Origin of the sequence: Winogradskyella tangerina, from assembly GCF_003260205.1 — a bacterium.
Lineage (GTDB): Bacteria > Bacteroidota > Bacteroidia > Flavobacteriales > Flavobacteriaceae > Winogradskyella > Winogradskyella tangerina.
The window spans coordinates 298,495-321,739 of the sequence record NZ_QERF01000005.1 but is presented as its reverse complement, the minus strand read 5'-3'; the positions used below and the strand labels follow the sequence as shown (position 1 = coordinate 321,739).

General features: G+C 34.5%; 17 protein-coding genes. 8 read left to right on the top strand and 9 right to left on the bottom strand.

Annotation, left to right across the window (positions count from 1 at the left end; translation table 11 throughout):
* From DDY94_RS10265 to DDY94_RS10250, 3 genes are all read left to right on the top strand, one after another.
* The coding region (locus DDY94_RS10265) for an HYR domain-containing protein (protein ID WP_114317104.1) at nt 1-5,639 on the top strand (5,639 nt) is incomplete at its 5' end.
* Between the two features lie 104 nt (nt 5,640-5,743).
* Complete coding sequence (locus DDY94_RS10260; RefSeq protein WP_111684010.1) at nt 5,744-6,517, top strand: hypothetical protein; 774 nt, start codon at nt 5,744-5,746, stop codon at nt 6,515-6,517.
* A 771-nt stretch (nt 6,518-7,288) separates the two neighbouring features.
* On the top strand, nt 7,289-8,023 hold the full coding sequence (locus DDY94_RS10250) for a VIT1/CCC1 transporter family protein (protein WP_111684008.1): 735 nt from the start codon (nt 7,289-7,291) through the stop codon (nt 8,021-8,023).
* A 9-nt stretch (nt 8,024-8,032) separates the two neighbouring features.
* Here DDY94_RS10250 and DDY94_RS10245 read toward each other — a convergent pair whose 3' ends face one another.
* The 7 genes from DDY94_RS10245 to DDY94_RS10210 form a co-directional block, all read right to left on the bottom strand.
* Nucleotides 8,033-8,689: a hypothetical protein gene (locus DDY94_RS10245; protein ID WP_111684007.1), complete on the bottom strand. Its 657-nt coding sequence runs from the start codon at nt 8,687-8,689 to the stop codon at nt 8,033-8,035.
* A gap of 10 nt (nt 8,690-8,699) precedes the next feature.
* Nucleotides 8,700-9,149 carry a hypothetical protein gene (locus DDY94_RS10240; protein ID WP_111684006.1) on the bottom strand — a complete coding sequence of 150 codons (450 nt, stop codon included), beginning with the start codon at nt 9,147-9,149 and terminating at the stop codon, nt 8,700-8,702.
* 12 nt (nt 9,150-9,161) lie between these two features.
* Complete coding sequence (locus DDY94_RS10235; protein ID WP_111684005.1) at nt 9,162-10,016, bottom strand: universal stress protein; 855 nt, start codon at nt 10,014-10,016, stop codon at nt 9,162-9,164.
* A 44-nt stretch (nt 10,017-10,060) separates the two neighbouring features.
* Nucleotides 10,061-10,894 (bottom strand): universal stress protein, encoded by an 834-nt coding sequence (locus tag DDY94_RS10230; protein WP_111684004.1) that lies wholly within the window; start codon nt 10,892-10,894, stop codon nt 10,061-10,063.
* A gap of 923 nt (nt 10,895-11,817) precedes the next feature.
* On the bottom strand, nt 11,818-12,669 hold the full coding sequence (locus DDY94_RS10220) for a universal stress protein (protein WP_111684002.1): 852 nt from the start codon (nt 12,667-12,669) through the stop codon (nt 11,818-11,820).
* Nucleotides 12,670-12,738: 69 nt separating this feature from the next.
* Nucleotides 12,739-13,788 (bottom strand): response regulator, encoded by a 1,050-nt coding sequence (locus DDY94_RS10215; RefSeq protein ID WP_111684001.1) that lies wholly within the window; start codon nt 13,786-13,788, stop codon nt 12,739-12,741.
* A complete protein-coding gene (locus DDY94_RS10210; RefSeq protein ID WP_111684000.1) occupies nt 13,781-15,667 on the bottom strand; it encodes a PAS domain-containing sensor histidine kinase in 1,887 nt (628 codons plus the stop codon). Before DDY94_RS10210 ends, DDY94_RS10215 begins: the two co-directional genes overlap by 8 nt.
* Nucleotides 15,668-15,797: 130 nt before the next feature.
* Between DDY94_RS10210 and DDY94_RS10205 the strand changes: the two genes are divergently transcribed.
* The 4 genes from DDY94_RS10205 (at nt 15,798) to DDY94_RS10185 (ending at nt 18,415) form a co-directional block, all read left to right on the top strand.
* Nucleotides 15,798-16,154, top strand: a complete 357-nt coding sequence (locus DDY94_RS10205) for a hypothetical protein (RefSeq protein ID WP_157957293.1) — start codon at nt 15,798-15,800, stop codon at nt 16,152-16,154.
* 89 nt (nt 16,155-16,243) lie between these two features.
* The gene (locus DDY94_RS10200; RefSeq protein ID WP_111683998.1) at nt 16,244-16,684 is read left to right on the top strand and encodes a c-type cytochrome; all 441 of its coding nucleotides are present in this window, start codon (nt 16,244-16,246) and stop codon (nt 16,682-16,684) included.
* A gap of 2 nt (nt 16,685-16,686) precedes the next feature.
* Nucleotides 16,687-17,451 (top strand): GNAT family N-acetyltransferase, encoded by a 765-nt coding sequence (locus DDY94_RS10195; RefSeq protein WP_111683997.1) that lies wholly within the window; start codon nt 16,687-16,689, stop codon nt 17,449-17,451.
* Between the two features lie 595 nt (nt 17,452-18,046).
* Nucleotides 18,047-18,415: a GerW family sporulation protein gene (locus DDY94_RS10185; protein WP_111683995.1), complete on the top strand. Its 369-nt coding sequence runs from the start codon at nt 18,047-18,049 to the stop codon at nt 18,413-18,415.
* A 41-nt stretch (nt 18,416-18,456) separates the two neighbouring features.
* Here DDY94_RS10185 and DDY94_RS10180 read toward each other — a convergent pair whose 3' ends face one another.
* Both DDY94_RS10180 and DDY94_RS10175 read right to left on the bottom strand, forming a co-directional pair.
* On the bottom strand, nt 18,457-19,449 hold the full coding sequence (locus DDY94_RS10180; protein WP_111683994.1) for a 2-hydroxyacid dehydrogenase: 993 nt from the start codon (nt 19,447-19,449) through the stop codon (nt 18,457-18,459).
* An 85-nt stretch (nt 19,450-19,534) separates the two neighbouring features.
* Nucleotides 19,535-20,368 (bottom strand): universal stress protein, encoded by an 834-nt coding sequence (locus DDY94_RS10175; RefSeq protein ID WP_111683993.1) that lies wholly within the window; start codon nt 20,366-20,368, stop codon nt 19,535-19,537.
* A gap of 260 nt (nt 20,369-20,628) precedes the next feature.
* Here DDY94_RS10175 and DDY94_RS10170 point away from each other — a divergent pair, with 260 nt between their 5' ends.
* Nucleotides 20,629-23,145, top strand: a complete 2,517-nt coding sequence (locus tag DDY94_RS10170; protein WP_111683992.1) for a M14 family zinc carboxypeptidase — start codon at nt 20,629-20,631, stop codon at nt 23,143-23,145.
* Nucleotides 23,146-23,245: the final 100 nt, after the last annotated feature.

The window sequence follows — 23,245 nt, the reverse complement described above, 5'->3', positions numbered from 1 at the left end:
ATGTAAACTATAATGTACCTTTTGCAGATAACTGTCCTGGTAGTACCATAGCGCAAACCGCGGGAATCGCTTCAGGAGGAACCTTCCCTATCGGTACAACAACCAATAGCTTTACCGTAACTGATGCCGCTGGGAATACAACAAGCTGCTCCTTTACTGTAACGGTTATTGATAATGAAGATCCAACCATCACATGTCCTGCTAATATCACCGTGAATAACGATAATGGTGTTTGTGGTGCTGATGTGAACTATAATGTACCTTTTGCGGATAACTGTCCTGGTAGTACCATAGCACAGACTGCGGGAATCGCTTCAGGAGGAACCTTCCCTATCGGTACAACAACTAATAGCTTTACCGTAACTGATGCTGCTGGGAATACAACAAGCTGCTCCTTTACTGTAACAGTTATTGATAATGAAGATCCAACCATCACTTGTCCTGCTAATATCACCGTGAATAACGATAGTGGGGTCTGTGGTGCTGATGTGAACTATAATGTACCTTTTGCAGATAACTGTCCTGGTAGTACCATAGCACAAACCGCGGGAATCGCTTCAGGAGGAACCTTCCCTATCGGTACAACAACCAATAGCTTTACCGTAACTGATGCTGCTGGCAATACAACAAGTTGCTCCTTTACTGTAACAGTTATTGATAATGAAGATCCAACCATCACATGTCCAAGTGATATAGTAATAGGTACATCTGGTGTTGATTGTTCTGAAATTGTTACATATAATGTAACAGGAAATGATAATTGTTCAGGTTATACATTAAGTCAGACTGCTGGTTTACCCTCAGGTAGTGCGTTCCCGGTGGGAACAACAACTAATAGTTTCACGATTACCGATGCTTATGGAAACACAACTTCTTGTTCATTTAATATCACTGTAAATGACGATACTCCTCCAACAGCTACTTGTCAGGATATTACGGTCTCACTAGATTCGACTGGAAATGTGACTGTTGCGGCTTCTGCAGTAGATAATGGTTCAAACGACAATTGTGGTGTTCAATCTATGACCATTTCTCCATCTACATTCACTTGTAGTGATATTGGAAATAACACTGTAACATTCACAGTGACTGATACGAGTGGTAATACCGATACATGTACAGCAACTATAACCATTCAAGATACGACTGCACCTGATGCAAGTTGTGGTTCTATATCTGTTGTTTTAAGTGCCACAACGGGAACTTATACATTAAGTCAGGCAGAAATTGATAGTTTATATTTAGGTACAGGTGATACCTGTGGCAATGTTTCCGTAAGTATTACCCAATCATCATTTGATTGTAATGACATTGGTATAAATAACCTTACTTTAACCATCACAGATCCTTCAGGTAATACAAGCAATTGCAGCGCTGAAATAACAGTTGACGCACCTACAATTATGACTGGTTCTTTAACAGGAACACAAATCGATCCACTACCAGCTAATCCAGTCCCTGCAGATGATCTAATAGAGGTAAGTGCTTGTCCAAATGGAATTCTCGAACCCAAGGATTTTCAGTTAACTTTAGACTTATCCGGTTCAAATATTACTACTGCTCAGATTCAAATATGGCAGACTTCAGATGATAATGGTGAAACATGGATAGATGTTGGAGGTACTGCAAATCAGGCGACTATAAATTTGATTGATATAACTATGACCACAATAGTTCGAGTAGTGCTTCAATCTGGAAATTGTATAGAGTATTCACCACTTGCTGTCATTCGATTTTTACCACCAGATATCCCACCGAACATCGTCAGTGTAAGTTCTACAGATATTTGTCTTGGTGATTCAGTAAATATAGAGGCCGAAAGTTATTTTGAAACCGTTGGATCAGGACAATTCGGTGAAGGAGGATTATTTAATAATGCTAATCCCGATGATTGGTTAGTAGATGGGATAGAATTCTTGCCAGCACCAGGAAATAATTCTAATCCTGGATCATGGTATGAAACAAATGGTCCTAAATTATTAAGTGGTATTCGTTATGACACTAGTGACAATACTAAATTTGCCGTGGCACACGGAATTTTTGACACAACATTAGAAACACCAATTTTTAATACTGTTGGTATGGATGCGGCGGACGCAATTTTGCAATTCCATACAGCCTATTATTTCTGTAATGGTGCTTGGGGAGATATTCGGTTATCATTAGACGGCGGAGCTACCTACGACATAGTTTTAAGTACGATTCAAGGGGATAATTTCACTACAGGGAATAATTCTGGAGTTCAAGTTATTAATGTTTCAAATAGCTGTGGTGGCGGACCACAAGGTCAACATCCAACTTCTGATGAGCTTCAACTTGCTCAAATCGATCTTAGTGCCTATATCGGTATGGCCAACCTAAGAGTAAAATTTTCATATTGGGGTGGCAGTTCGACCGAATGTGAGGATGAAAATTTCCCTGCCCATCCTAATAATACATGCAATAATATACCTAGTACATTTGATGTTTTTAGTTCTTGGGTAATAGATGATGTTGGTTTTCCTCTTACACCAGTTGATAATGAAGATCTCCAATGGACTGATGAAAATGGCGTTGTAGTTGCAACTGGAAATAATGTTACAGTTACGCCAACATATCCTGGAATTCGTGAGTATGGGGTTACAACATTAATTAATGGATGTAGAGCAGATGGTGATGATGCGACAGAATTTATTAATATTAATACAAGTCTGGCATATGCAGGTATTGATTATACACCAGTATCTGGGGATTGTGGCCAGTCAGTTTTTAATTTAAAAGCCTACGATAATACACAAACTTTTGTTCAAAATTATAATGACGGAGCATGGGAATCTGGGCTTTACCCTGCACCGACTGGAGGTGAAACAGAATATTTAGGAACAGGTGTTACAGGTACGTGGTCCATTAATCCAGTTTCTTATTCAGGTTGTGGAAATTCTGCAGTATTGTCCAGTATAACCAATCCACGTGCAACGTTTACAGCCGACCCTGGTACTTATATACTTAGATGGACTTTATCAAATGGATGTTTTGATGAAGTTACAATAACAATAAATAGCTGTAGTAATATAGACTTTGATGGTGTTGACGATTTCATTACCCTGAGAAATAATTACGCTTTCGATAGCAGTTTTACTCTAGAAACCTGGATAAAATCCAACAACGCTACGGGAAATAAAACAGTATTTTCTAAGAGAAACGTTAATGTAACCAATGCAGGTTATAATTTGAATGTTGAAAACGGTGTTGTGAAATTCTATTGGTACTCAACAGCAGGTAATGGTGTTATTTCATCTCAATATAATATTGATACAAGTAGGTGGTACCATATTGCAGTTACATTTAACGGTTCAGAATATAGGCTCTACATCGATGGTATTGATGTTGGTCAAGTTACAGGTTCTGTTAATGCACCTGAGGCAACTACTAATGATGTAGAAGCATTAATTGGTGCTATAGATGAGGATATCGGATCTAATAATAATGTGGGTAATTTCTTCAATGGCTGGATTGATGAAGTTCGAATTTGGAATCAAGCATTAACAGTAGATCAAATAAGAATGATGATGAATCAGGAAATAAATGACAACACGGCTATTATTGGTGAGGTTGTTCCATTAGATGTTCCTGGTCTTAATTGGTCAAATTTAGACGGTTATTATAGAATGTCCGTGGGATGTGGAAACTTGAATGCTTTTAAGGGAGTAAGCGGTCGATTAAGAAACATGAATTCTACCCAAGATGATACAGCTCCCCTACCTTACACCTCTCGGATAGACGGACAGCTATGGTCAACTGATAACACTTGGACTAATTTCAATGTTTGGGATCCTCCAAATAGTATAGGAATTGACGGTTCAACGTCAATTGATTGGAATATTGTTCAGATTTCACATAATATAAATTCGGGTAATAAAGATATATCTGTTCTTGGTTTAATTTCTGATACCTCTGGAAAAGAATTAGCGATATACAATCCCAATGAAACAAATGATGAGAGCAACTCTGGTCAAGGTTTATCAGTTTCACATTATCTCAGACTTGATGGTTATATTGATTTAGTAGGAGAATCGCAATTAATCCAAGGTGAAGGAAGTATTCTAGATTCAAGTAGTTCAGGCTATCTTGAAAGAGATCAACAAGGAACTACCAATCTCTATAATTATAACTTTTGGAGTTCCCCAGTTAGTCCTATTAATACTAGCACAAATAATAGCAACTATACTGTTAATGGTGTATTTAGAGATGGGACAAATTCCAATAATCCTTTAAACATACAGTGGACGAACAGCTACGATGCTAATGGAAGTACAACACCAAAAACATTAAGTAGAAGATGGCTTTATGTTTATGAAAATTATCCTGCTGACACCTATGCCGATTGGAGATACTTAACTGAAACTGGAAATTTACCAGTTGGATTAGGTTATACAATGAAAGGTAGTGGTGCCACTGGTACCAACCAAAATTATGTATATATCGGTAAGCCAAATAATGGTACAATTACTACTCCTGTGACAATAGGAAATCAAGCTTTAGTAGGCAATCCGTACGCCTCGGCAATAGATGCAAACGAATTTATTTTGGATAATATACCTGGTGGGAATACAGGTACATCTTCGAGTATTGATGGTACTCTTTATTATTGGGAGCATTATCCAAGTAATTTCACCCATATACTTGAAGACTATGAAGGTGGTTATGCCACTTATAATCTTACAGGCGGAAATCCAGCCGTTTCACCCCCATTAGTTAGTGGTAATGGTACACCTACTAAGATTCCTGGCAGATATGTGCCAGTCGCACAAGGTTTTTACATTACAGCAAGCAATACTGGTGGTAATGTTACTTTCAATAACGATCAGCGTCAGTTTGTTCGAGAAGCTGTAAATAATTCTGTCTTTATAAGAGCATCACAGGAATATACTAGTAATTACCAAGTGGATGATGGGGCCTTAGATGATATTAAACGAGTAAGAATAAATTTCACAAATCCAGATGGAGCCGTAAGACCACTTTTACTTGGTTTTATTGAAAATAGTTCGGCTACAGATGATTATGATCATGGATATGATGCAGAAGAAACAGAATTATTGAATAATGATATGCTTTGGATGGTAAATGATATACTGTGTTCTACGCAGGGTGTAGGCGCCTTCGATACTACTAGACAATTACCCCTAGGCTTATTTATGACCACAAGTGGTACAATACAGATTTCTTTATTCCAATTAGAAAATTTTGAAGAAGATATTGACGTGTTTATATATGATTCCCTTTTAAATATATACCATCAAATCAATGATGAAAATTTTGAAATGACTATTAATGAAGGTGATTATATCAATAGATTTTATCTTACCTTCCAGGAAGATTCAACCTTATCAGATGATACGTTTCAAAAAGACAGAATAGAAATAAACTATTTGAGTGATTCTCACAATATTTTTATTGAATCCATTAACATTCTCTCAATCAAAAATATTGAGCTTTACAACGTCCTGGGGCAAAAGGTCAAAACTTGGTCGAGTAACTCCTTTGAATTAGATATTAATTCGATTTCAATTCCTGTAACTGACATTTCAGAGGGTACATATATTGTAAAGGTTTATGACAATGAAAGAGTTTATCATAAGAAAATACTAATATCCCTTTAGGCGCAAATCATTAATATTGAGTAATTAGATTAGTGCATTTCATCGATTTTTTTTGCATTTTATAGATTTTTTATCTTTTTTTGGTATTCCCCAAATCTATTAAAATGAAAACATTAGTTCTTATTTTATTACTATTGTTATCTACTCCAGGTAACTCGATTCCCACAGAAAGCGCAGTGGAGAGTACCAATAATGAAATTCAACGTGTTCGTATTAATTTCACTTCTGCAACTGGATATGTAAGACATCTTTTATTGGGCTTTACACCAAATAATGAAGCCACAGACGGATTTGACTACGGATATGATGGTGCCAATATTGAAGATCTTCCAAACGACATGAATTGGATTATCGAAGAAGAACGCTATGTAATACAAGGTGTTGGAAGTTTCTCTGAAAACAAAGTTTACCCATTAGGTATGTTTCTGTCAGATTCAGGAGTGATATCGATTAATTTGCAATCCTTAGAGAATTTTGACACAAACATTAATGTATTTATTTATGATAGTCTTGTGGGTTCTTACACACAGATTAATAATTCTTCATTTTCCATAGACTTAGATCCAGGGGATTATCTAGACAGATTTTTTATCACTTTTTCCAATCCATCCATGGGAGTTGCATTAAGCACTGCTGAACACATCCAAAAAAATCTTAAAATATACTTCTCTAAAAGAAATAATAAGCTAACTATAAGTCATCCATCAGCTATTATTGATGAAATTATTATTTATGATCTTCTCGGTAAACGACTAGTAAATAAGAAAAATATTAACGAGTCAACTCTAGACATACAATTTGATAATCTTAATAACGGTCCTGTTATCATTAAATTGATTATAAATGACTTAGTATTAACTACAAAACATATTTTTTAGCGACAAGTTTCTGAAAATAAAACGCAATACACTTCATTATAATTTTGATAATTGATCAAACTGATAAATATCATTATTAAATTAAACAACGAAGATTATCTTGCAAATCGATTTAAACTAAATTTGTCAAATTCGCGTTTAGATTAAATTAATAGTATAAAAGCACCTTACAATGAGGTGCTTTTTTATTTTTCTTGTTAATAATCGATTAAGATAAATTACGGGACAACTAATAATTCTTATTACTTTTAAACATTAATAATAAAGTGAACACAAAACTGAACACGTTTTGGAACACGATTTATGACATTAGCATCTTGAAACCCCAATAAAATGGTTTGAAAAGATCTTGTAGTTGAGTTCATAACCCGGAGGTCTCGAGTTCAAATCTCGATCTCGCTACAGCAGTAAAGGCTTGATGGAAACATCAAGCTTTTTTTGTGTTCGGCACTGAAGCTTGCTTCATAGTGCAAGAGCAGAAAATAATAAAGGTGCAGTGCACCTTGCCTTTAATATTGTACAGCCTCCCAAAAAAGATTCTGTAAATCTCGATCTCGCTACAGCAATAAAAGTCCAATACCATCGGTATTGGACTTTTTTATGCGTTGCCGTGAAGCTTGCTTCAAAAGGCAAAAGTGTAACAAAATGACTTTCATGTATAAACTATCGCGATTGCACCAAAATAAAACTCACCACTTAACCAATTATTACTATTTTTAATCAATGATGGATTCATCGTAAAACACTAACTAAATAATTCGTCAACCAACTATGCCTTCAGCAGAAACAAGTATTTCAACCCATAATTCCTGGTTCAATAAATACCAGGCCTATTTAGGTGAATTTGTTTATGGCGGCATTGACGGTGCTGTTACCACCTTTGCCGTAGTATGCGGCGCTGTAGGTGCTGGCTTAGATAATACAGTGATCATTATTCTTGGTTTTGCTAATTTATTGGCTGATGGTTTTGCGATGTCTGTTGGTGCATATCTTTCTTCAAAGTCAGTTAAAGACAATTACTATAAGCATCGGGCAATGCAACTAATTGAGATTGAAAATGCCCCAGAAATGGCCCGAGAACAGATTGAAATAATTTACAAAAACAAAGGATTTGAAGGTGCAATATTGCAAGAGGTTGTTGATAAAATTATTACAGATAAAGAGCAATGGGTAGATGTGTTGATGAAAGATAAATTAATGATGACCGAAGAAACCAAATCACCATTTACGATGGGCCTTGTTACCTATATTTCGTTTATTTTAATTGGTCTAATTCCCCTACTCATCTACGTTTGGGATTACTTTAGTGCCTTTACTGGGAATCTGTTTCTCTGGACGAGCATTTTAACATCTATAGCCTTCATAGTTATTGGATTTTTAAAAACCTATGTTACCGAAACCAGTAAACTGAAGGGTATTTTAGAGACCCTCATTCTGGGTGCATTGGCTGCAACGGTGTCTTATTTTGTAGGTGATGTTCTCGAAGGCATTATTTTAGGAGGTTAATTCAATACACTATTGATTTTCCTGAACTCCAAAATTAACAGGATCTACTAAGTTTTCTGATTCCAAAACCTCAATAATTAAGGTGATATAGTCTTTAACTGTTCTATTGATCGACTGTGGATCTACAATATTTATAGAGCCTTTCCATAGTAATTCTCTGTCCTTGGTTGGACAAATACAAAACATTGAAGTCTCAGCATAATATACGGTATATTCTTCGTAGTAATCAGGGTTGTAGAATATGTCTTGATAACGCATATAGTCTTCCTTAAACTTTATAAATGTTTCGTCATAAACATCAAAGTTTTTGGTGTAAGTAATCTTATCTTCACTACCTACAACCTTAGAAAATATAATGGTATCGAAACCATCACTGATCAACTGATCTTCGAGGGCTAATATTTCGCTTTCAGTTAATCGTTCAGACTTAAATGAAGGCTGAAAGACTTCTAAACTGGTGTATGCCTCGGCACCTCTAAGTTGAAATTCTTCTTTAAGCTTATTTTCGAATTTCGCTTTGGCCTCAAGACTTGTAGTCAATCCCACCACCAATACTTTCGAAGGTATATAAGAATCTATATCAGGATTTTTCCAGCTGTCCACTAACTGCGCTGTAGAACAACTATCTAGCAGAAATATTAAACAAAGAATGAGTACTTTTTTCATGATGTATAATTTATTTTTTGTCTAGCAAGCGTTTTTGTTTTCCTTCCTTCATTACAGTTTTAATGAGACTAAAAAACTTTGTTTTCAAAGTAAGATAGCGGATTTTAAATTCGTCGAACATCTTAATTAAGTTGCGATGTTCTTGTCGGTAAGCCTTCTCCTCTTCGATCTGATCTATACCATCAACCATAATAGATAACTCCTTTTCATGAGATTTTACAGTGTTGATCAACATCTGCGTTTGCTCAACGATCTCAGTTAATTTATCAATATGATTCTTACTTTCTTCAAAATGATCGTGATCTAAAATCTGAAGTGTATACGAGCGAATAAGGTCTTCAAAAAACCATTGTTCTTCTTTATAAAACTCTAATTCCGATAGCCATTTCTTTGATTCTTCGTGCATTTCATCAGCACTTAACCATTCGGTATACTTAACATTGGTGTAAATTGGTTTCATGATTTTATTATTTTAGTTTCTAAGATCGTGCATGGCTAATATTGGTACATTTAAGTGAAAGGTTATTTCCTTCACCAAAGGACTGCTTAAAATGCTTCCAAAAAATCTATGCTTCTTATTAATAAAAGCCACCATATCGCTTTCTCTACTTTCAACAAAGAGGTTAACCGCAGAAATCACCGAATGGTGAGATAATGTGTGGTATTTATATTTGGTATCTCCTAAGATCTCTTCGAGAAGTGCCTTGTTGGCCTTTTGATCTTGGTCAAGCTCGGCCGCTTCTTTAACATGTAGCACAACAACTGTGGCATTACTTTTCTTTGCAATATCCGTTAGGTAAACAAGCTCACGCCGTTTGAAAGGCACTTTAAACGCTGTTGGAAAAACGATCTCCTTAGGGAATGCGAGAGGCGCCTCCTTTGGTACGACAATCACTGGGCAGTTCCGTACTTTTTCCATTACATATATTGCTGTACTGCCAAATCCGGCAGTTCTTGAATAGGTTTCTCCTTTAGTACCCATAATGATCATTTCAATATCCTTTTTATCTACAACTTCCTTAATTGCATCTATGGTATGACTGAATTTTGATAACACCTTGAACTGATGGTTTGGATTACTATGTTCACCCAAAATGAGTTGATCTAAAAGTTGGGCTAATCCCTTTTCTGATTCCTCTTTTTTGACTTGATAAAGATCTGTGCCAGACTGTGGATTCATTAAATTATCAACAATATTTCCACCTGCCGAGAAGACATTCAGAATATAAAAATCTGTGTCTTCATTTTTAAATAGCTCTATAGCATATTGAATGGCATGCCAGGCGTTATCAGAAAAATCCGTTGGTAATAATATCTTATGTTTCATGGTAAAATTTTTAAAAAAACTTTTATCATTTAAGTAAAACCATGCTAGTTCAATGCAGGAATTACAAAGAATGGTACGGGCGCATGGAAACCAATTTTCTTAATTATAGGCTCGTTAATTATACTTTCAATAAAACTGTGTTTGTAATTGATCATTACCAGCATATCAATATTTAACTTATCTATGAAGTCGGCAATGATCTTTGCTTTTTTGGTGTAATCTGTCATCCAATGAAAGGAGTGCGGATTATCTTCAAGGTATGCTTTCAGCATTGCTAAATTGTAATCTTGAATATGACTGAGATGTATTTCTTCGGTAATATGAAGCACTTTGATTTTGGAGTTATGCAATTCTGCAAGCTCTTTTAGTGGTATCAATTCCTCACCGTAAAAACGATTAAAATCTGTTGGGAATGCAATTAATTTAGGTTGTTCAAAATCAAACTCATCTGGGACTAATAAAATTGGGCAATCTTTAATACGCTTTATCATTCTTACGGTATTGCTACCCATAAAAATCTCGCTTGCCCCGGTCGCTCCTTTAGACCCCATTACAATCAGATCTATGTTGTGTTTCGTAATTGCAGATTTAATGGCATCATCTAGACTGTCTACACTCAGAATAACATGAAATTCGTGCTTTTCATTGATATGCGCTTCTTCGGCCATCTGTTTTAATTCTAATAAATCTTTTTTAGCATTATCTATCATTGTTGTCAACAATCGATTAGAAATATTAGACATTGTAGATGCCTTCATTTTTGTAGAATGCAAAAAGTAAAATGCACATTCTTCCTTAGCATAAAGTTTAAATGCATATACAGCTGCACACCAGGCATTATCTGAAAAATCGGTAGGTAAGAGAATACTTTTTTTCATGACTAAATCCTTTAGAACTAGCTGTAAATTACCACTAAGATTTACATTCTGAAATGATATTAATCAGTCTTAAAAAGACAAGAATCTAACTAATAGATAGACTATTATTAAAGTAGAAACAGGGAGTAAACTCCCTGTTTCCGTTAAGTGCTTAATCCTATAATTCGCCTCTGTTGCAAACCAATAAATTTTACTTTATTGCTAAAGGTATAATACTGACTTCTATCCAATCAAACCAAAGCTTTAAGCACTTTAATTATCCATAAATCTGAGAGATTTACGAATGATTTTTGTTAATTTTATAAGAACCCCTTCTTTAATAACGTCCTAAATATAAGTCGAAGAATCCTTTACTAAAATGAGGAATATCAGTTTTAAATAATTTATTAATCAGAATTCAAAAAAAGCCAGATTTCTCTGGCTTTTTAAGTGATTAATAGCATTTTATTGAGACTACATACGGTCTTAATATACTTACGAACATAAAAACAAATACCCATTTGAAAAATGATATCAATCAATTTTACAGATATCAAATCGGAATTATTTGATATACATGGTTGAGTAAAAATAGGCCCACTAAAAATAAGAGTATATAAATAAACTGTACAAGTTTAACATTAGTGATTATCAACCATTTGACTGTCTTTTTTGGAAATATAAATAATGCTAAGCCAGCAAATAAGAAACACCATCCTATAAGGGTTATAATGAGATTATAATTCAATTCCCAGATATTATGCCAAAGGACTGTAACAAGCCCCATTGTAATTGATAAAAAGGCACTGATAATCAAAAATTTCTCATCCTGAAGGTTGTTGAATATCTGTTTTATTCGTTTCGGATTTAAACTCAAAACGAAGAAAAAAATAATCAGATACCATCCCCAAAATTTGGTAAAGAATATTGAATTTTCCATAAGATTAAGTTTTGTTTTCGTGTAAGACTAAAAATGGTTTGTCGGTATGGTAGCTTATTCTCTCAATCCTACTATGAAACAAAATCTGTTGAAAATAGTTTAAGTTTTTTGCAACCATACAAATAAGATCGATGTCCCTACTTTCCACAAAACATTGCACGGCATCTTCAACTTTTCGGTTAGATAAATAATGAAAGCTACTCGGCTTGTTATAGAAATAGTCCTCTATCAAGGCTAAGTTTTGCTTTAATTCGTCTTTTAATGGTTGCTTGTTTTTATTTATATGAAGAATTCTTAGTGCTGCATCAAAATGATCTATAACCTCAACCATTGGCTGAAGTACCTGAATATGGTATGTTAATGCCAAATCGGTTGGAAATGCAATTTCTTTAGGTGGAATAAACTTGGCATTTTCTGGAACTGCCAACGTATTACATTTTACTTTTGTTATCACATCCGCAGTATTTGTACCCATTATTATTTTATTCAATCCTGAAGCTCCCTTAGTACCCATAACAATGAGATCTATTTGCTTTTCCTTGGTATTCTTTCGGATAGAGTTTACAAAAAAATTGACATCCGTAAACGTGAAGAATCGATGTCTTTCCTGATTCATTTTTAGCTCAGAAATTCGTTTTAAAAATTGTCCTAGTTTTTTATTTGCAGGAATGGTGTAGGTATTATCAATATAGGTCTGATCAATACTTGGAGACTCGTCTACAGGAATAAAATGATTAAAACTAATAACATGCAATAGATAAAAATTACATGCCATATCTTCAAAGAAACGCAGCGCATATTCAATGGCATTCCATGAGTTTTCAGAAAAATCCGTAGGTAGTAAAATATTTTTCATAATACCTTCGATTTAATAATATCAAAAGTACGCTTCAGGCAGAAGTCCTAAAATGACAAGAATCATTTTCTACTTTATTTGTTTCAAGCCTTCTAGATCCTTAACCACAATGTTTCGCCCTTCGGATTTAATAAGGCCTTTATTTTTGAAATTGGTTAGTGTTCTTATAAATGTTTCAGTAGCAATACCGGCAACACTAGCTAAGTCATTCCTTGATATTTTAATGGGATCGTTAGGTCGGCGATTGATCTTTTCAGCAAATTGAAGAATTGTATTGGCCGTTTTCTTATTTACCGAACTATAGGCCATATCCAGAAGTTGATCTTTTATGTGAGAAAGGTCATCTGTGAGGTGATCAATCAAGGCAACGGCCACTTTATTATTATGTTCTAAAATATCTGAAAGCTGAAGAATCGATAAGCCGACTAATTCCGTCTTTTTAATCGCAATTGCAGTTTCCTTATGTGGCAGATTATGTGTAAATGAGGTGTAACCAAACAGATCATCTTCTTTGTACAAACCTATTGCGAGCTCTTTTCCATTGTCATCTAACTTATGGCATTTAACTGCCCCAACACGCACTAAGTAAATAAAATTGGAGTGATCTCCTTCCCTGTAAATGATGTCATTCTTTTCAAAATGAAACTCCTTTCCATAATCATCAAAATAGTTTTTAAGGTCATTCAAGTTGATCAATTCGTCCTTTTCTGAATAGTTATTGACATTGCTTTCACCTTGATCTCTTAAGATACTTGCCTTGGCCAATCTGCTTTTTATGGCACTTACTAATTCATCTTCAGTAAAAGGTTTAGTAATGTAATCGTCTGCACCGAGATTCATACCTTTTCTAACATCTTTATGCTCGGTTTTTGCCGATAGGAAGATAAACGGGATATGTTTGGTCTTATCGTTCTCTGAAACTTCTTTAAGCACTTCATACCCGTCTAGTTCAGGCATCATTATATCGCAGACAATAATATCTGGAAGATTAACATTGATCGACTTCAGACCGAGTTTTCCATTCGGTGAAGTAAGAACATCAAAGTTTGAAAGTTCTAATAATTCTGCCGTATTTTCTCTTAATACTGTATCGTCTTCTATGAGTAAAACTTTAGTCATGACTTACTTTTTTTGGAATTCGAAGTTTTACTAAGGTTCCTTCATTTTCAGAACTCTTTATCTCAATATGACCACCTAAATTTTCAAGATGGGTTTTAACAATGTTCAAACCAATGCCAGTGCCTTGCATATTCAATACGTTTTCTGCGCGGTAATATCTAGTAAAAATATTGTCTAAATCCTTTTTCGGAATTCCAATTCCATGGTCTTCAATTTCAAAAACAACATCTGTTATATCTTTTTTTACACGAATATCGATCACCGTATTTTCGCCTGAATATTTAACCGCATTCTGAAGCACATTCGAGAGGATCAATTCTAGAATTCTTTCATCTTGATAAATAGTGATATCATCTATATCATTCGGATAATTGATGTGCTGTCCTTGTTTCAGTAACATGTTAGCATTATATACCACTTCATTGATCACTTTACTCAGTTTAAAATCGGTAAAGGTATAATTGAAGGTGCCAGATTCTAAACGTTCTATCGACAGGAAATCATTAAGAATAGTATTTAGATAATTTAATTTGTCTTTAACAATACCAATATGTTTATCGCGCTTAGATTGTTCTTCGGTACTTTTATATTTTTCGAGAAGCATTACGGATGTTGCTATACCACTCAGTGGTGTTTTAAACTCATGAGACACTAAAGATAAGAACTTAGTTTTCAATTCATTAAGCTCCTTCTCTTTACTCAAAGCTTCTAGTAATTGTTCTGTTCTTTCTTTTACGGTTTCTTCGAGCTTTATGGTATAGTTTTTTTGTTCTGTGATGTCTACAACAATGGCGACAAATACATCTTTATCAATTAATTGAGACTGTTGTAAATGCACCATTACGGGATAGGTTGACCCGTCTTGCCGAACAAATAATGCCTCGTAATCCATTTGTTCTACTTTTTTACTCAGCAGCAGATCGGCATGTTTTTCGCGGAATGCAGATTCATCCATATCAGCCTTTAAATCTAATATGGTCATTTCCCGAAGTTCATTAATAGAATAACCTATGTTTTGTAATGCACCTCGGTTAACGTTTAAAAATTTCAAGGATTCCGCATCAAACACATAGATCTCATTTAAAGATTCATCAAATATCTTTGCCAAGTGGTTTTTCGCCTTTTCTGCCCTAATACGCTCGGTAACGTCATTTTGCACACCAATAAAATTTGTTACTATCCCTCGTTTATTGGTAATTGGCGTGATGTATAAATCATTATAAAATAAGGTACCGTCCTTTTTATAATTACGAAGGGTTACCAAGCAACTTTCACCCTTTTTAATGGCCTGTCGTACTTTTGAAAGCCCTTCTTGTTCTCTGTCTTCACCTTGTAGAAATCGGCAATTTTTATTTAGTATTTCATCTTTTGAATACCCTGTCAACTTTTCAAAAGCTGGATTATAATAAATAATTGGGTTGTCTGGTTTGGTGGCATCAGTGATTAGAATACCGTTACTGGCAGACTCTAGAGCTTTACTTCTAAGCATAAAATCAAACTCTGTTTCCTTTTGTTTCGAAATATCTTTGATCAAGGCCATCACATAGACCTTATCATAAATACTAAAAGGATTAAGCTCTATTTCAACTGGAATGATATTTCCATCCTTTTTTAAAGCAAAGACATCGGTTGTTTTACCCATCTTAGTCCGATGATACTCTTTTAAAAATTCATCGACATTTTTTCTATGAGCTTCATGATAATTTGAGGGCATTAAAACATCTAATGGCTTACCTTTAATTTCGGCTTTAGCATACCCAAAAATAGTTTCCGCAGTGCCATTGATTTCCATGATGTGTTGCTTATCGTCTACGATAATAACAGCCTCGGATACTGCGTCTAATAAGATGTTGAATATTTCCTGATCTTGCCTAATCATATGTCAAGATTATCCTATTAAATATAAGCAATTAAAGCTGATTGACCTATGATAATGATCATTATCATTCTTTATTTTTTGAGGATTCTTTACCTTGCAGTAATACATAATTCTTACTATGAATTCGGAAATGTTAGTACATATAGGTTATTTATTTTATGCTATCGCGAAGGCCGATAAATCTCTAACATTTGAAGAATATGTAAAACTATCAGATTCATTAGAGAAGCATTGGTCTTTTATTGGTAAAAGTGGAATGAACGAAATTAAATCATCGTTTAATACCCTTCAGAATAATGATGAACCAGCTTCAGACAGTTTTAAAACATTCATTGACTACTTTCATCAAAATCCAGATAATTTCACTGAAGAGTTGAAAGATCTCATTCTTAAAACTGCCAACGAAATTGCTTATGCCTTTGCCAAGATCAATAAATCTGAATTAAACTTCATGGCCCGACTGAGCTTAGAGTTTAAAAAGACCTGAAGGAATTCTATCATTCTAGATTGACAAATATCATTTTATATTTTTTTCACCAGACTTACATTTACGCGATAAAAATTAAACCTATTGTCATGAAAAAAATGGTAATCCTTGTCATTATTTTGACTTTAAATTATAGCTGCAAAAAATCGAACCAATTAACTGACTTTGCACAAGTTCAAATTGAAGAATCTGAAAATTTACACCCAGGCAAACAGCTGATGGAGAATTTATGTTACACGTGCCATGCTATAAATGTAAATAATAATAATAGGCTGGCTCCTCCGATGAAAGCTGTTAAAAAGCATTATATCAGCGGCACTACAACTAAGGAAGAATTTACAGAAAATCTAAAATCATGGGTTGCTAATCCGAATGAAGACGACGCTAAAATGTATGGCGCCGTACGACGATTTGGTATAATGCCAAAGGCTAATTTCAATGAAACTGATATTGAACAAATTGCTGATTATATGTATAACAATGTTATAGAAGCACCTCGTGGTTATGGTAAGCATCACAAGATGAATTAATTATGGAAAATTTAAAGGTTGTAGACGTCAATTTAGACAATGTCCACAAAGAAACTTTTTACTGCATTAAGGATATCAAAAAGCCTGGTTTTGAAAGTAAGCGAAAATGGTTTGAAAAGCGCCTAAAAGAAGGTCTACGATTAAAGATTCTAAAAACCGAATCTGACAAAATGATAGGATTTATAGAATTCATCCCTGCTTCTAAGGCTTGGCGGCCAGTAGCTGGAGATGATTTTATGTTTATTCATTGCTTGTATATATATGCCAAAAAGAATCGAAATACTGGTTATGGAAAGTTACTGATCAATGAAGCCGAAATGGAGGCCAAACGGCTTAATATGTCAGGTGTTTGTGTAATGACCAGTGATGGTTCGTGGATAACAAATAAAACCATTTTTGAAAAATATAATTTCACCCAAGTTGATCAACGAGGGCGATTTGAATTGTTGTCGAAGAAATGGAACTCTAAAATTGAGCATCCTAAATTAATAGATTGGACTGCAAAGCAAAGGCAATACCAAGGTTGGCATTTAATTTATGCTGATCAATGTCCTTGGCACGAGAAATCAGTATTCGATCTATTGAATACTGCAATGGATTTCGGAATAGATCTTAAAATTACAAAGCTAGAAACCTCAGAACAAGCAAAAAATGCACCATCAGGATTTGGTGTTTTTAGTCTAATTTACAACGGTAAGCTCATAGACGATCACTATCTCAGTACAACACGATTTAAAAACATCCTGAAGAAAGAACTTGCACTTTAAATTGTGCTCACAAAAAAAGCTCTAAGTTGATGAATATCATTGTAGTAGCCTATTATAATTTGTTCTTTTGAACAAAATAAAAATCATGTTATTAGGTGCCTTCATAACGCTTATAATTTTTATCATAGTTTACCTTTTATTGGCGCCGATTAGGTTAGTAGTAAACACCGATAGAAACCAATATTATGTTGAGCAAAAAGGCCTTGTAAAAGCACAAATAGCACCAGATGAAAAAGACATCTTGAAGATTAAAATGAAGGTTTTGTTTTTCAAATTCAATATCTATCCTCTGAGAAAAAATAAAACTTCAAAAATTAGAAAAAAGCAAGTCAAAACTAAAAGCACAAAACGCTATTTAAATTTTAAAAAAGTTATCCGGGTTATAAAGTCGTTCAAAATAAAACGATTTCACTTGTATATAGATACTGGTGATTGTATAAGTAACGCCAAGTTATATCCCGTCTTTGCTTTGCTCAACTATTTCAATGTTGATTGTAAGGTCAACTTTACAGGAAGAAATTCATTGATATTGGCTATTGAAAATAGACCAATACGAATTATAAAATCATTTATCAATTTTTAAAACATTAGTATTATGGAATTACATTTAGAAGAATTATTAGGAAAGATTACGGATTTTATGAAAACAGAAGCTAACGCCGAAACTGTAATTGGTGAAGAATTTCAATTAGGTGAATTTAAATGTGTACCTGTGATTAAAGTAGGTATGGGATTTGGATCTGGAGGAGGCGAAGGATCAGAATCTAAAGAGAAAAAAGGTGAAGGTATGGGAGCAGGAGCAGGTGTAGGTATTGAACCTTTAGGTTTCTTAGTAACTCGAGGATCTGAGATATCATTTATTGAAGCTGGTAAAGCTCATGGTTTGTCTGCTGCTTTTGAAAGAATACCTGATATTATTGAGAAAATTGCCGAAAGCAGAAATAAAGAAGCTGTAGCCAATTAATAATTTCTGGTTTAAAATCTGAATCAAAAAGTCGAGCGATTTCAGGTAATTATTTCATTATCTGAAGTCGTTCCTTTTTCCCAACAATCCAAATTGTAAATTGTAGTTTCAGCGATATTTTTAAGGGCTTCTGTTGTTAAGAAGGCCTGATGCCCTGTAACAAGTACATTAGGCATTGCAATTAGTTTTAGTAACATATCGTCTTCAGGGATTTCTCGAGATAGATCCTTAAAAAATAATCCCTTTTCATTTTCGTATACATCCATACCGTAAGCCGCAATAGATTTGCTTTCTAAGGCCTTTATAAGATCTTCAGTATTCACAACGGCACCGCGAGCGGTATTAATGAGATAACAACTAGGTTTCATTTTATCTAAAAGATCTTCATTGATCATATAATGGGTGTCTGAATTCAATGGAACATGCAGTGAAATTATATCTGAATTCTCGCATAAGGTCTCGAGCGGTACATATTGAAGGCCGTATCGTTCCTCTAGTAGATTATCTTCTTGAACGTCGTAACCTAATAACGTACAACCAAATCCATTCATAATCTTAGTCATTACCGAACCAATTCGCCCAGTACCAACAATACCAACAGTCTTGCCATTAAGATCAAAACCTGTAAGATAATTAAGGTCGAAGTTAAACCGCTTAATATTTGCATTCGCTTCAATCAGTTTTCTATTCAGCGCTAATAAAAGGGCTACAGCATGCTCTGCGATGGCATAAGGTGAGTATGCCGGTACATTCGCCACCTTAATTCCTTCCCTTTTTGCTGCTTTTATATTTACATTATCGTATCCAACCGAACGTAAGGAAATATATTTTACACCAAAACTCCTGAGTTTTTCTAAGGTTAAAAAACAAGCCTCATCTGAAGAAAAAATAGAAATTGCATCGTAACCTACAGCTTTAATAGCAGTTGCGGATGATAAAGAGTCACTAATAAAGGATAGTTCATGCTTGGAATTATTGGCGGCATCGATATAAGGTCTCTCAAAACCCCTAGTGCTGTAAACAAGAACTTTCATAATACTGGATTTAGTTTAAACTATGTTAAGTAAGGTTATTATTGGTGTAGCACAATGTATTCTATGTCTATTAACTCAAAATACCTTATGCCGGAATTACCAAAAACGGCGTACTTAAATGCATTGCAATCTTAGAAATCGTAGGCTTAAAGAATAGATTTTCAAAAAACATGTGCTTGTTATTTATCATTACTAAAAGCTCAGATTTATTTTTTTGTTGATAATCATATATGATATCTGTAACGTCTTTACTGTCCTCAACAACGAAGTTGGTTTTATGATCTGAAAAGGCCTCCTCCAAAAGTGCCTTATGCTTACGCTGTGTTGATGTTAACCCTCTAAATGAAATATGAAGGATATTGACATTGCATTGATGCAACTCAAGAACTTTGGTAATATCCTTTAAATGGTTATAAGAAAATGTCAAATTTAAATCTGAAGGAAACAGAATATTATCAATACCATTAAACTCGAATCCTTCAGGAACGGCAATAACTGGGCAACAGCGTTTATTAATCACCTGAATTGTATTTGTACCGAAAACTACTCTATCAGAACCCGTTTCGCCTTTTGTTCCCATAACGATGAGATCAATTTTGTTGTCGGAAGCCACACGAGCTACCTGATCTGGTAAAAAACCCGTTACAACTTCGACATCAAATTTCTGACCATTACCATGATCTCTCATCATCGAAATAGCAAGTTCATATAAGCGTTCTTTAGTTTCGCCTTGAACGATATCATGTATATTTTTCCCAACAAGCCCTCTTTCTATTTGATATTCGTATGAAAATATGACGGGCGGATAGCAATGTAAAAAATGAAATTTACAATCTTCATCCCTATAAAACTCTAATGCATATCTGATGGCATTAATAGAGTTCTCAGAAAAATCGGTGGGCAATAAGATAGATAACATAGCGAACAGATTTTAATTTCCTTGAATTTAAAGTTACCATTGTCAATTCTATTTTCCCATGATATTTATCAGCTTACCGACTATAAAAAGCTAACTAAATAGTTAATTATTAATTTGAATTATGTAAGAAAATTAAAATCAAATCTTTCATAATTAATCAAAATTATGTATTTCATCGGTTTTTTTTACCTTTTATGGATGTTTATTGAATTTAATTGATATATTAGCCTGCATAATGATTTCATTCAATCCCAAATCTGATGAAAAAAATTACACTTTGCTTAACCGCTATACTATTATCTATTCTCGCCGCTAATTCACAAGAATTAACCAAACATGAAATTGATGAATTACTTTCATCTCAAGGCGAACTCACTTTCGAGTTTAAAATTGATGATAAAAACCAAATTAAGGAACTCTCTAAGTCTATGACCATTGTAACCCTCAATAATGAGACTAATCTTGTTAAAGTGTGGGCAAATAATGAGCAGTTTCAAAACTTTCTCACTTTAGATATTCCATTCAAAGTATATAAAGAAGATAATGACGTTAACGATAGGCTTATGTCTAACGACCTTAGTTTATATTCAAGAGCACCAAAACCTGGTTATACGCTCGAATTTCCTATGACCGTATATCCAACCTATGCAGACTATGCTGCACAAATGCAAAATTTTGAAACCGAACATTCTGATATTGTCGATTTCTTCAGCATTGGAACTACCGGTCAAGGGGATAAAGAACTGCTTTTCGTTAAAATCTCAGATAATGTTTCAACTGATGAGACCGAACCTAAATTATTATATACATCCTCTATGCATGGTGACGAAATAGCTGGTTTTCCTATGATGCTGAATCTCATTGACTATATCATTACCGCATACAAGGACAATACACACGCAGACCATACAAGAATCTTTAACCTCGTTAATGGTTCTGAAATATGGATCAACCCTAACGCCAATCCAGATGGTACATATCACTTAAGCTCAGATAACACGTCTGTAGCGAATGCACGAAGAGGAAACGGCAATAATGTAGATCTTAATAGAAATTATCCAGATAATCTAGGAGGAGCACATACCGATGGCCAAGTTTATCAGACTGAAACCTTGGCATTTATGCAATTGGCTGAAGATCATCATTTTGTGATCTCAGCGAATTTTCACGGTGGAATAGAACTAGTTAATTATCCATGGGATAATACCTACGACAGACATCCAGACGATTCTTGGTTTATTCTAACTGCTGGTGAGTATAGAGATAACGCTCAAAATGACGGCCCTGCTGGTTATATGGACGATGAAAATAATGGTATAACCCATGGCGCTGATTGGTATCTGGTAAATGGTGGTCGTCAAGATTTTATGAATCACGATCATCATTGTAAAGAAGTTACTATTGAACTTTCAAATACTAAAAAACCGCCAGCAAACCAACTTGACGACTTCTGGAATTATAATAGAGAAGCCTTATTAGATTACTTGGTACAAGGAACTTATGGTTTTAATGGATTTGTGAAAGATGCTTCAACCGGCAACCCTATTGAAGGTGCAACTATCACGGCTGTAGGACATGATGCACTTGGATCGTGGACCGTTTCTGATGTTGATGGCGATTATTACCGACCAATATTTGCTGGGACTTACGACCTTTTGTTTGAAGCGCCTTGCTATCAGTCTGTAACTCTAAGTAGTGAAACTATTGGCAACTATCAGTCTAGATCATTAGCGGATGTTTTAATGACGCCTCTTACACCTACCGTTCCCAACAGTTTGAATGTAACCAATATAGTCTCATCTTCTGTAACGTTGAACTGGACGGTAACCAATGGCTCTAGTTTTGATATTAGATATAGAGAAGTTGGTGCATCGACATGGATCGATATATTAGACGTGGATTCAACCTCCTATGATCTATCAGGATTAAATCCTGAAACTGATTATGAATATGAAGTACGTTCTAATTGCGGCTCAAATACATCAGCGTATTCTACCGCTGATAACTTTACTACAGGTGCTGTGGTATACTGTAATGCAGAGGGAAGCAATATTAATGACGAATATATTGGTGAAGTTAGTTTGAATGGCATTACCAATAATTCAGTCGGATCTACATCTGCAGGTTATTCTAACTATAAGAGTCTTTCAATATTCAATCCGATGGAAGCAGGAAGCTCTGGTCATACAATTTCTGTAATGAAATATTGGGATGGTACGCAATATAATGAAGCCGTTTCAGCTTGGATTGATTATAGTCAGGATGGTATTTTCACTAATGACGAAAAAATTCTCGAGGCTGGTGCTTTTATAAATCCTCAGACAGTTTCTAATACTTTTGACATTCCTAATACTGCCAAAACTGGTAATACAGTAATGCGTGTTATTATGAAATATTATAACAATGCGAATGAAGGTACATTTCAAACTGATCCTTGTGAAACATTTACTTATGGTGAAGTTGAGGACTACACCGTTAATATTTCAGAACAGACTCTTGGTATTGAAGAATTGGCTTTGAATGACATTAAGATTTTTCCAAACCCGTTTACCAATGATGTAGAAATCAAAATTCCTTCATCATTATTAGGACATGAATTTTCAATTGATATATATGATTCTTTGAGTCGATTAGTATATAGTGAAAGCATTGAAACATTATCTAACGATATTTTGAAACTTTCAAATTTGAATGCCTTCAATAATGGTACATATCTACTGCAACTTAGAGATGTTACTTCAAACCAAACAATTGTAAAACAGCTTATTAAGCAATAGGTCTTTCACCTTAAGCAAAAAACGCCGCAAACACGCATGAAATTGACCGTTTTTATAGTATTGAATTTCAGTATGTTAAAATTTTAGTGTGCATTTCATC

What these genes read in the sequence shown, in the direction of transcription:
- DDY94_RS10260 (WP_111684010.1), top strand. Translation starts at nt 5,744, where the DNA reads ATGAAAACATTAGTTCTTATTTTATTACTATTGTTATCTACTCCAGGT.
- DDY94_RS10230 (WP_111684004.1), bottom strand. Translation starts at nt 10,894, where the DNA reads ATGAAAAAAAGTATTCTCTTACCTACCGATTTTTCAGATAATGCCTGG.
- DDY94_RS10170 (WP_111683992.1), top strand. Translation starts at nt 20,629, where the DNA reads ATGAAAAAAATTACACTTTGCTTAACCGCTATACTATTATCTATTCTC.
- DDY94_RS10220 (WP_111684002.1), bottom strand. Translation starts at nt 12,669, where the DNA reads ATGAAAAATATTTTACTACCTACGGATTTTTCTGAAAACTCATGGAAT.
- DDY94_RS10235 (WP_111684005.1), bottom strand. Translation starts at nt 10,016, where the DNA reads ATGAAACATAAGATATTATTACCAACGGATTTTTCTGATAACGCCTGG.
- DDY94_RS10250 (WP_111684008.1), top strand. Translation starts at nt 7,289, where the DNA reads ATGCCTTCAGCAGAAACAAGTATTTCAACCCATAATTCCTGGTTCAAT.
- DDY94_RS10180 (WP_111683994.1), bottom strand. Translation starts at nt 19,449, where the DNA reads ATGAAAGTTCTTGTTTACAGCACTAGGGGTTTTGAGAGACCTTATATC.
- DDY94_RS10210 (WP_111684000.1), bottom strand. Translation starts at nt 15,667, where the DNA reads ATGATTAGGCAAGATCAGGAAATATTCAACATCTTATTAGACGCAGTA.
- DDY94_RS10245 (WP_111684007.1), bottom strand. Translation starts at nt 8,689, where the DNA reads ATGAAAAAAGTACTCATTCTTTGTTTAATATTTCTGCTAGATAGTTGT.
- DDY94_RS10175 (WP_111683993.1), bottom strand. Translation starts at nt 20,368, where the DNA reads ATGTTATCTATCTTATTGCCCACCGATTTTTCTGAGAACTCTATTAAT.
- DDY94_RS10195 (WP_111683997.1), top strand. Translation starts at nt 16,687, where the DNA reads ATGGAAAATTTAAAGGTTGTAGACGTCAATTTAGACAATGTCCACAAA.
- DDY94_RS10200 (WP_111683998.1), top strand. Translation starts at nt 16,244, where the DNA reads ATGAAAAAAATGGTAATCCTTGTCATTATTTTGACTTTAAATTATAGC.
- DDY94_RS10215 (WP_111684001.1), bottom strand. Translation starts at nt 13,788, where the DNA reads ATGACTAAAGTTTTACTCATAGAAGACGATACAGTATTAAGAGAAAAT.
- DDY94_RS10205 (WP_157957293.1), top strand. Translation starts at nt 15,798, where the DNA reads ATGTTAGTACATATAGGTTATTTATTTTATGCTATCGCGAAGGCCGAT.
- DDY94_RS10240 (WP_111684006.1), bottom strand. Translation starts at nt 9,149, where the DNA reads ATGAAACCAATTTACACCAATGTTAAGTATACCGAATGGTTAAGTGCT.
- DDY94_RS10185 (WP_111683995.1), top strand. Translation starts at nt 18,047, where the DNA reads ATGGAATTACATTTAGAAGAATTATTAGGAAAGATTACGGATTTTATG.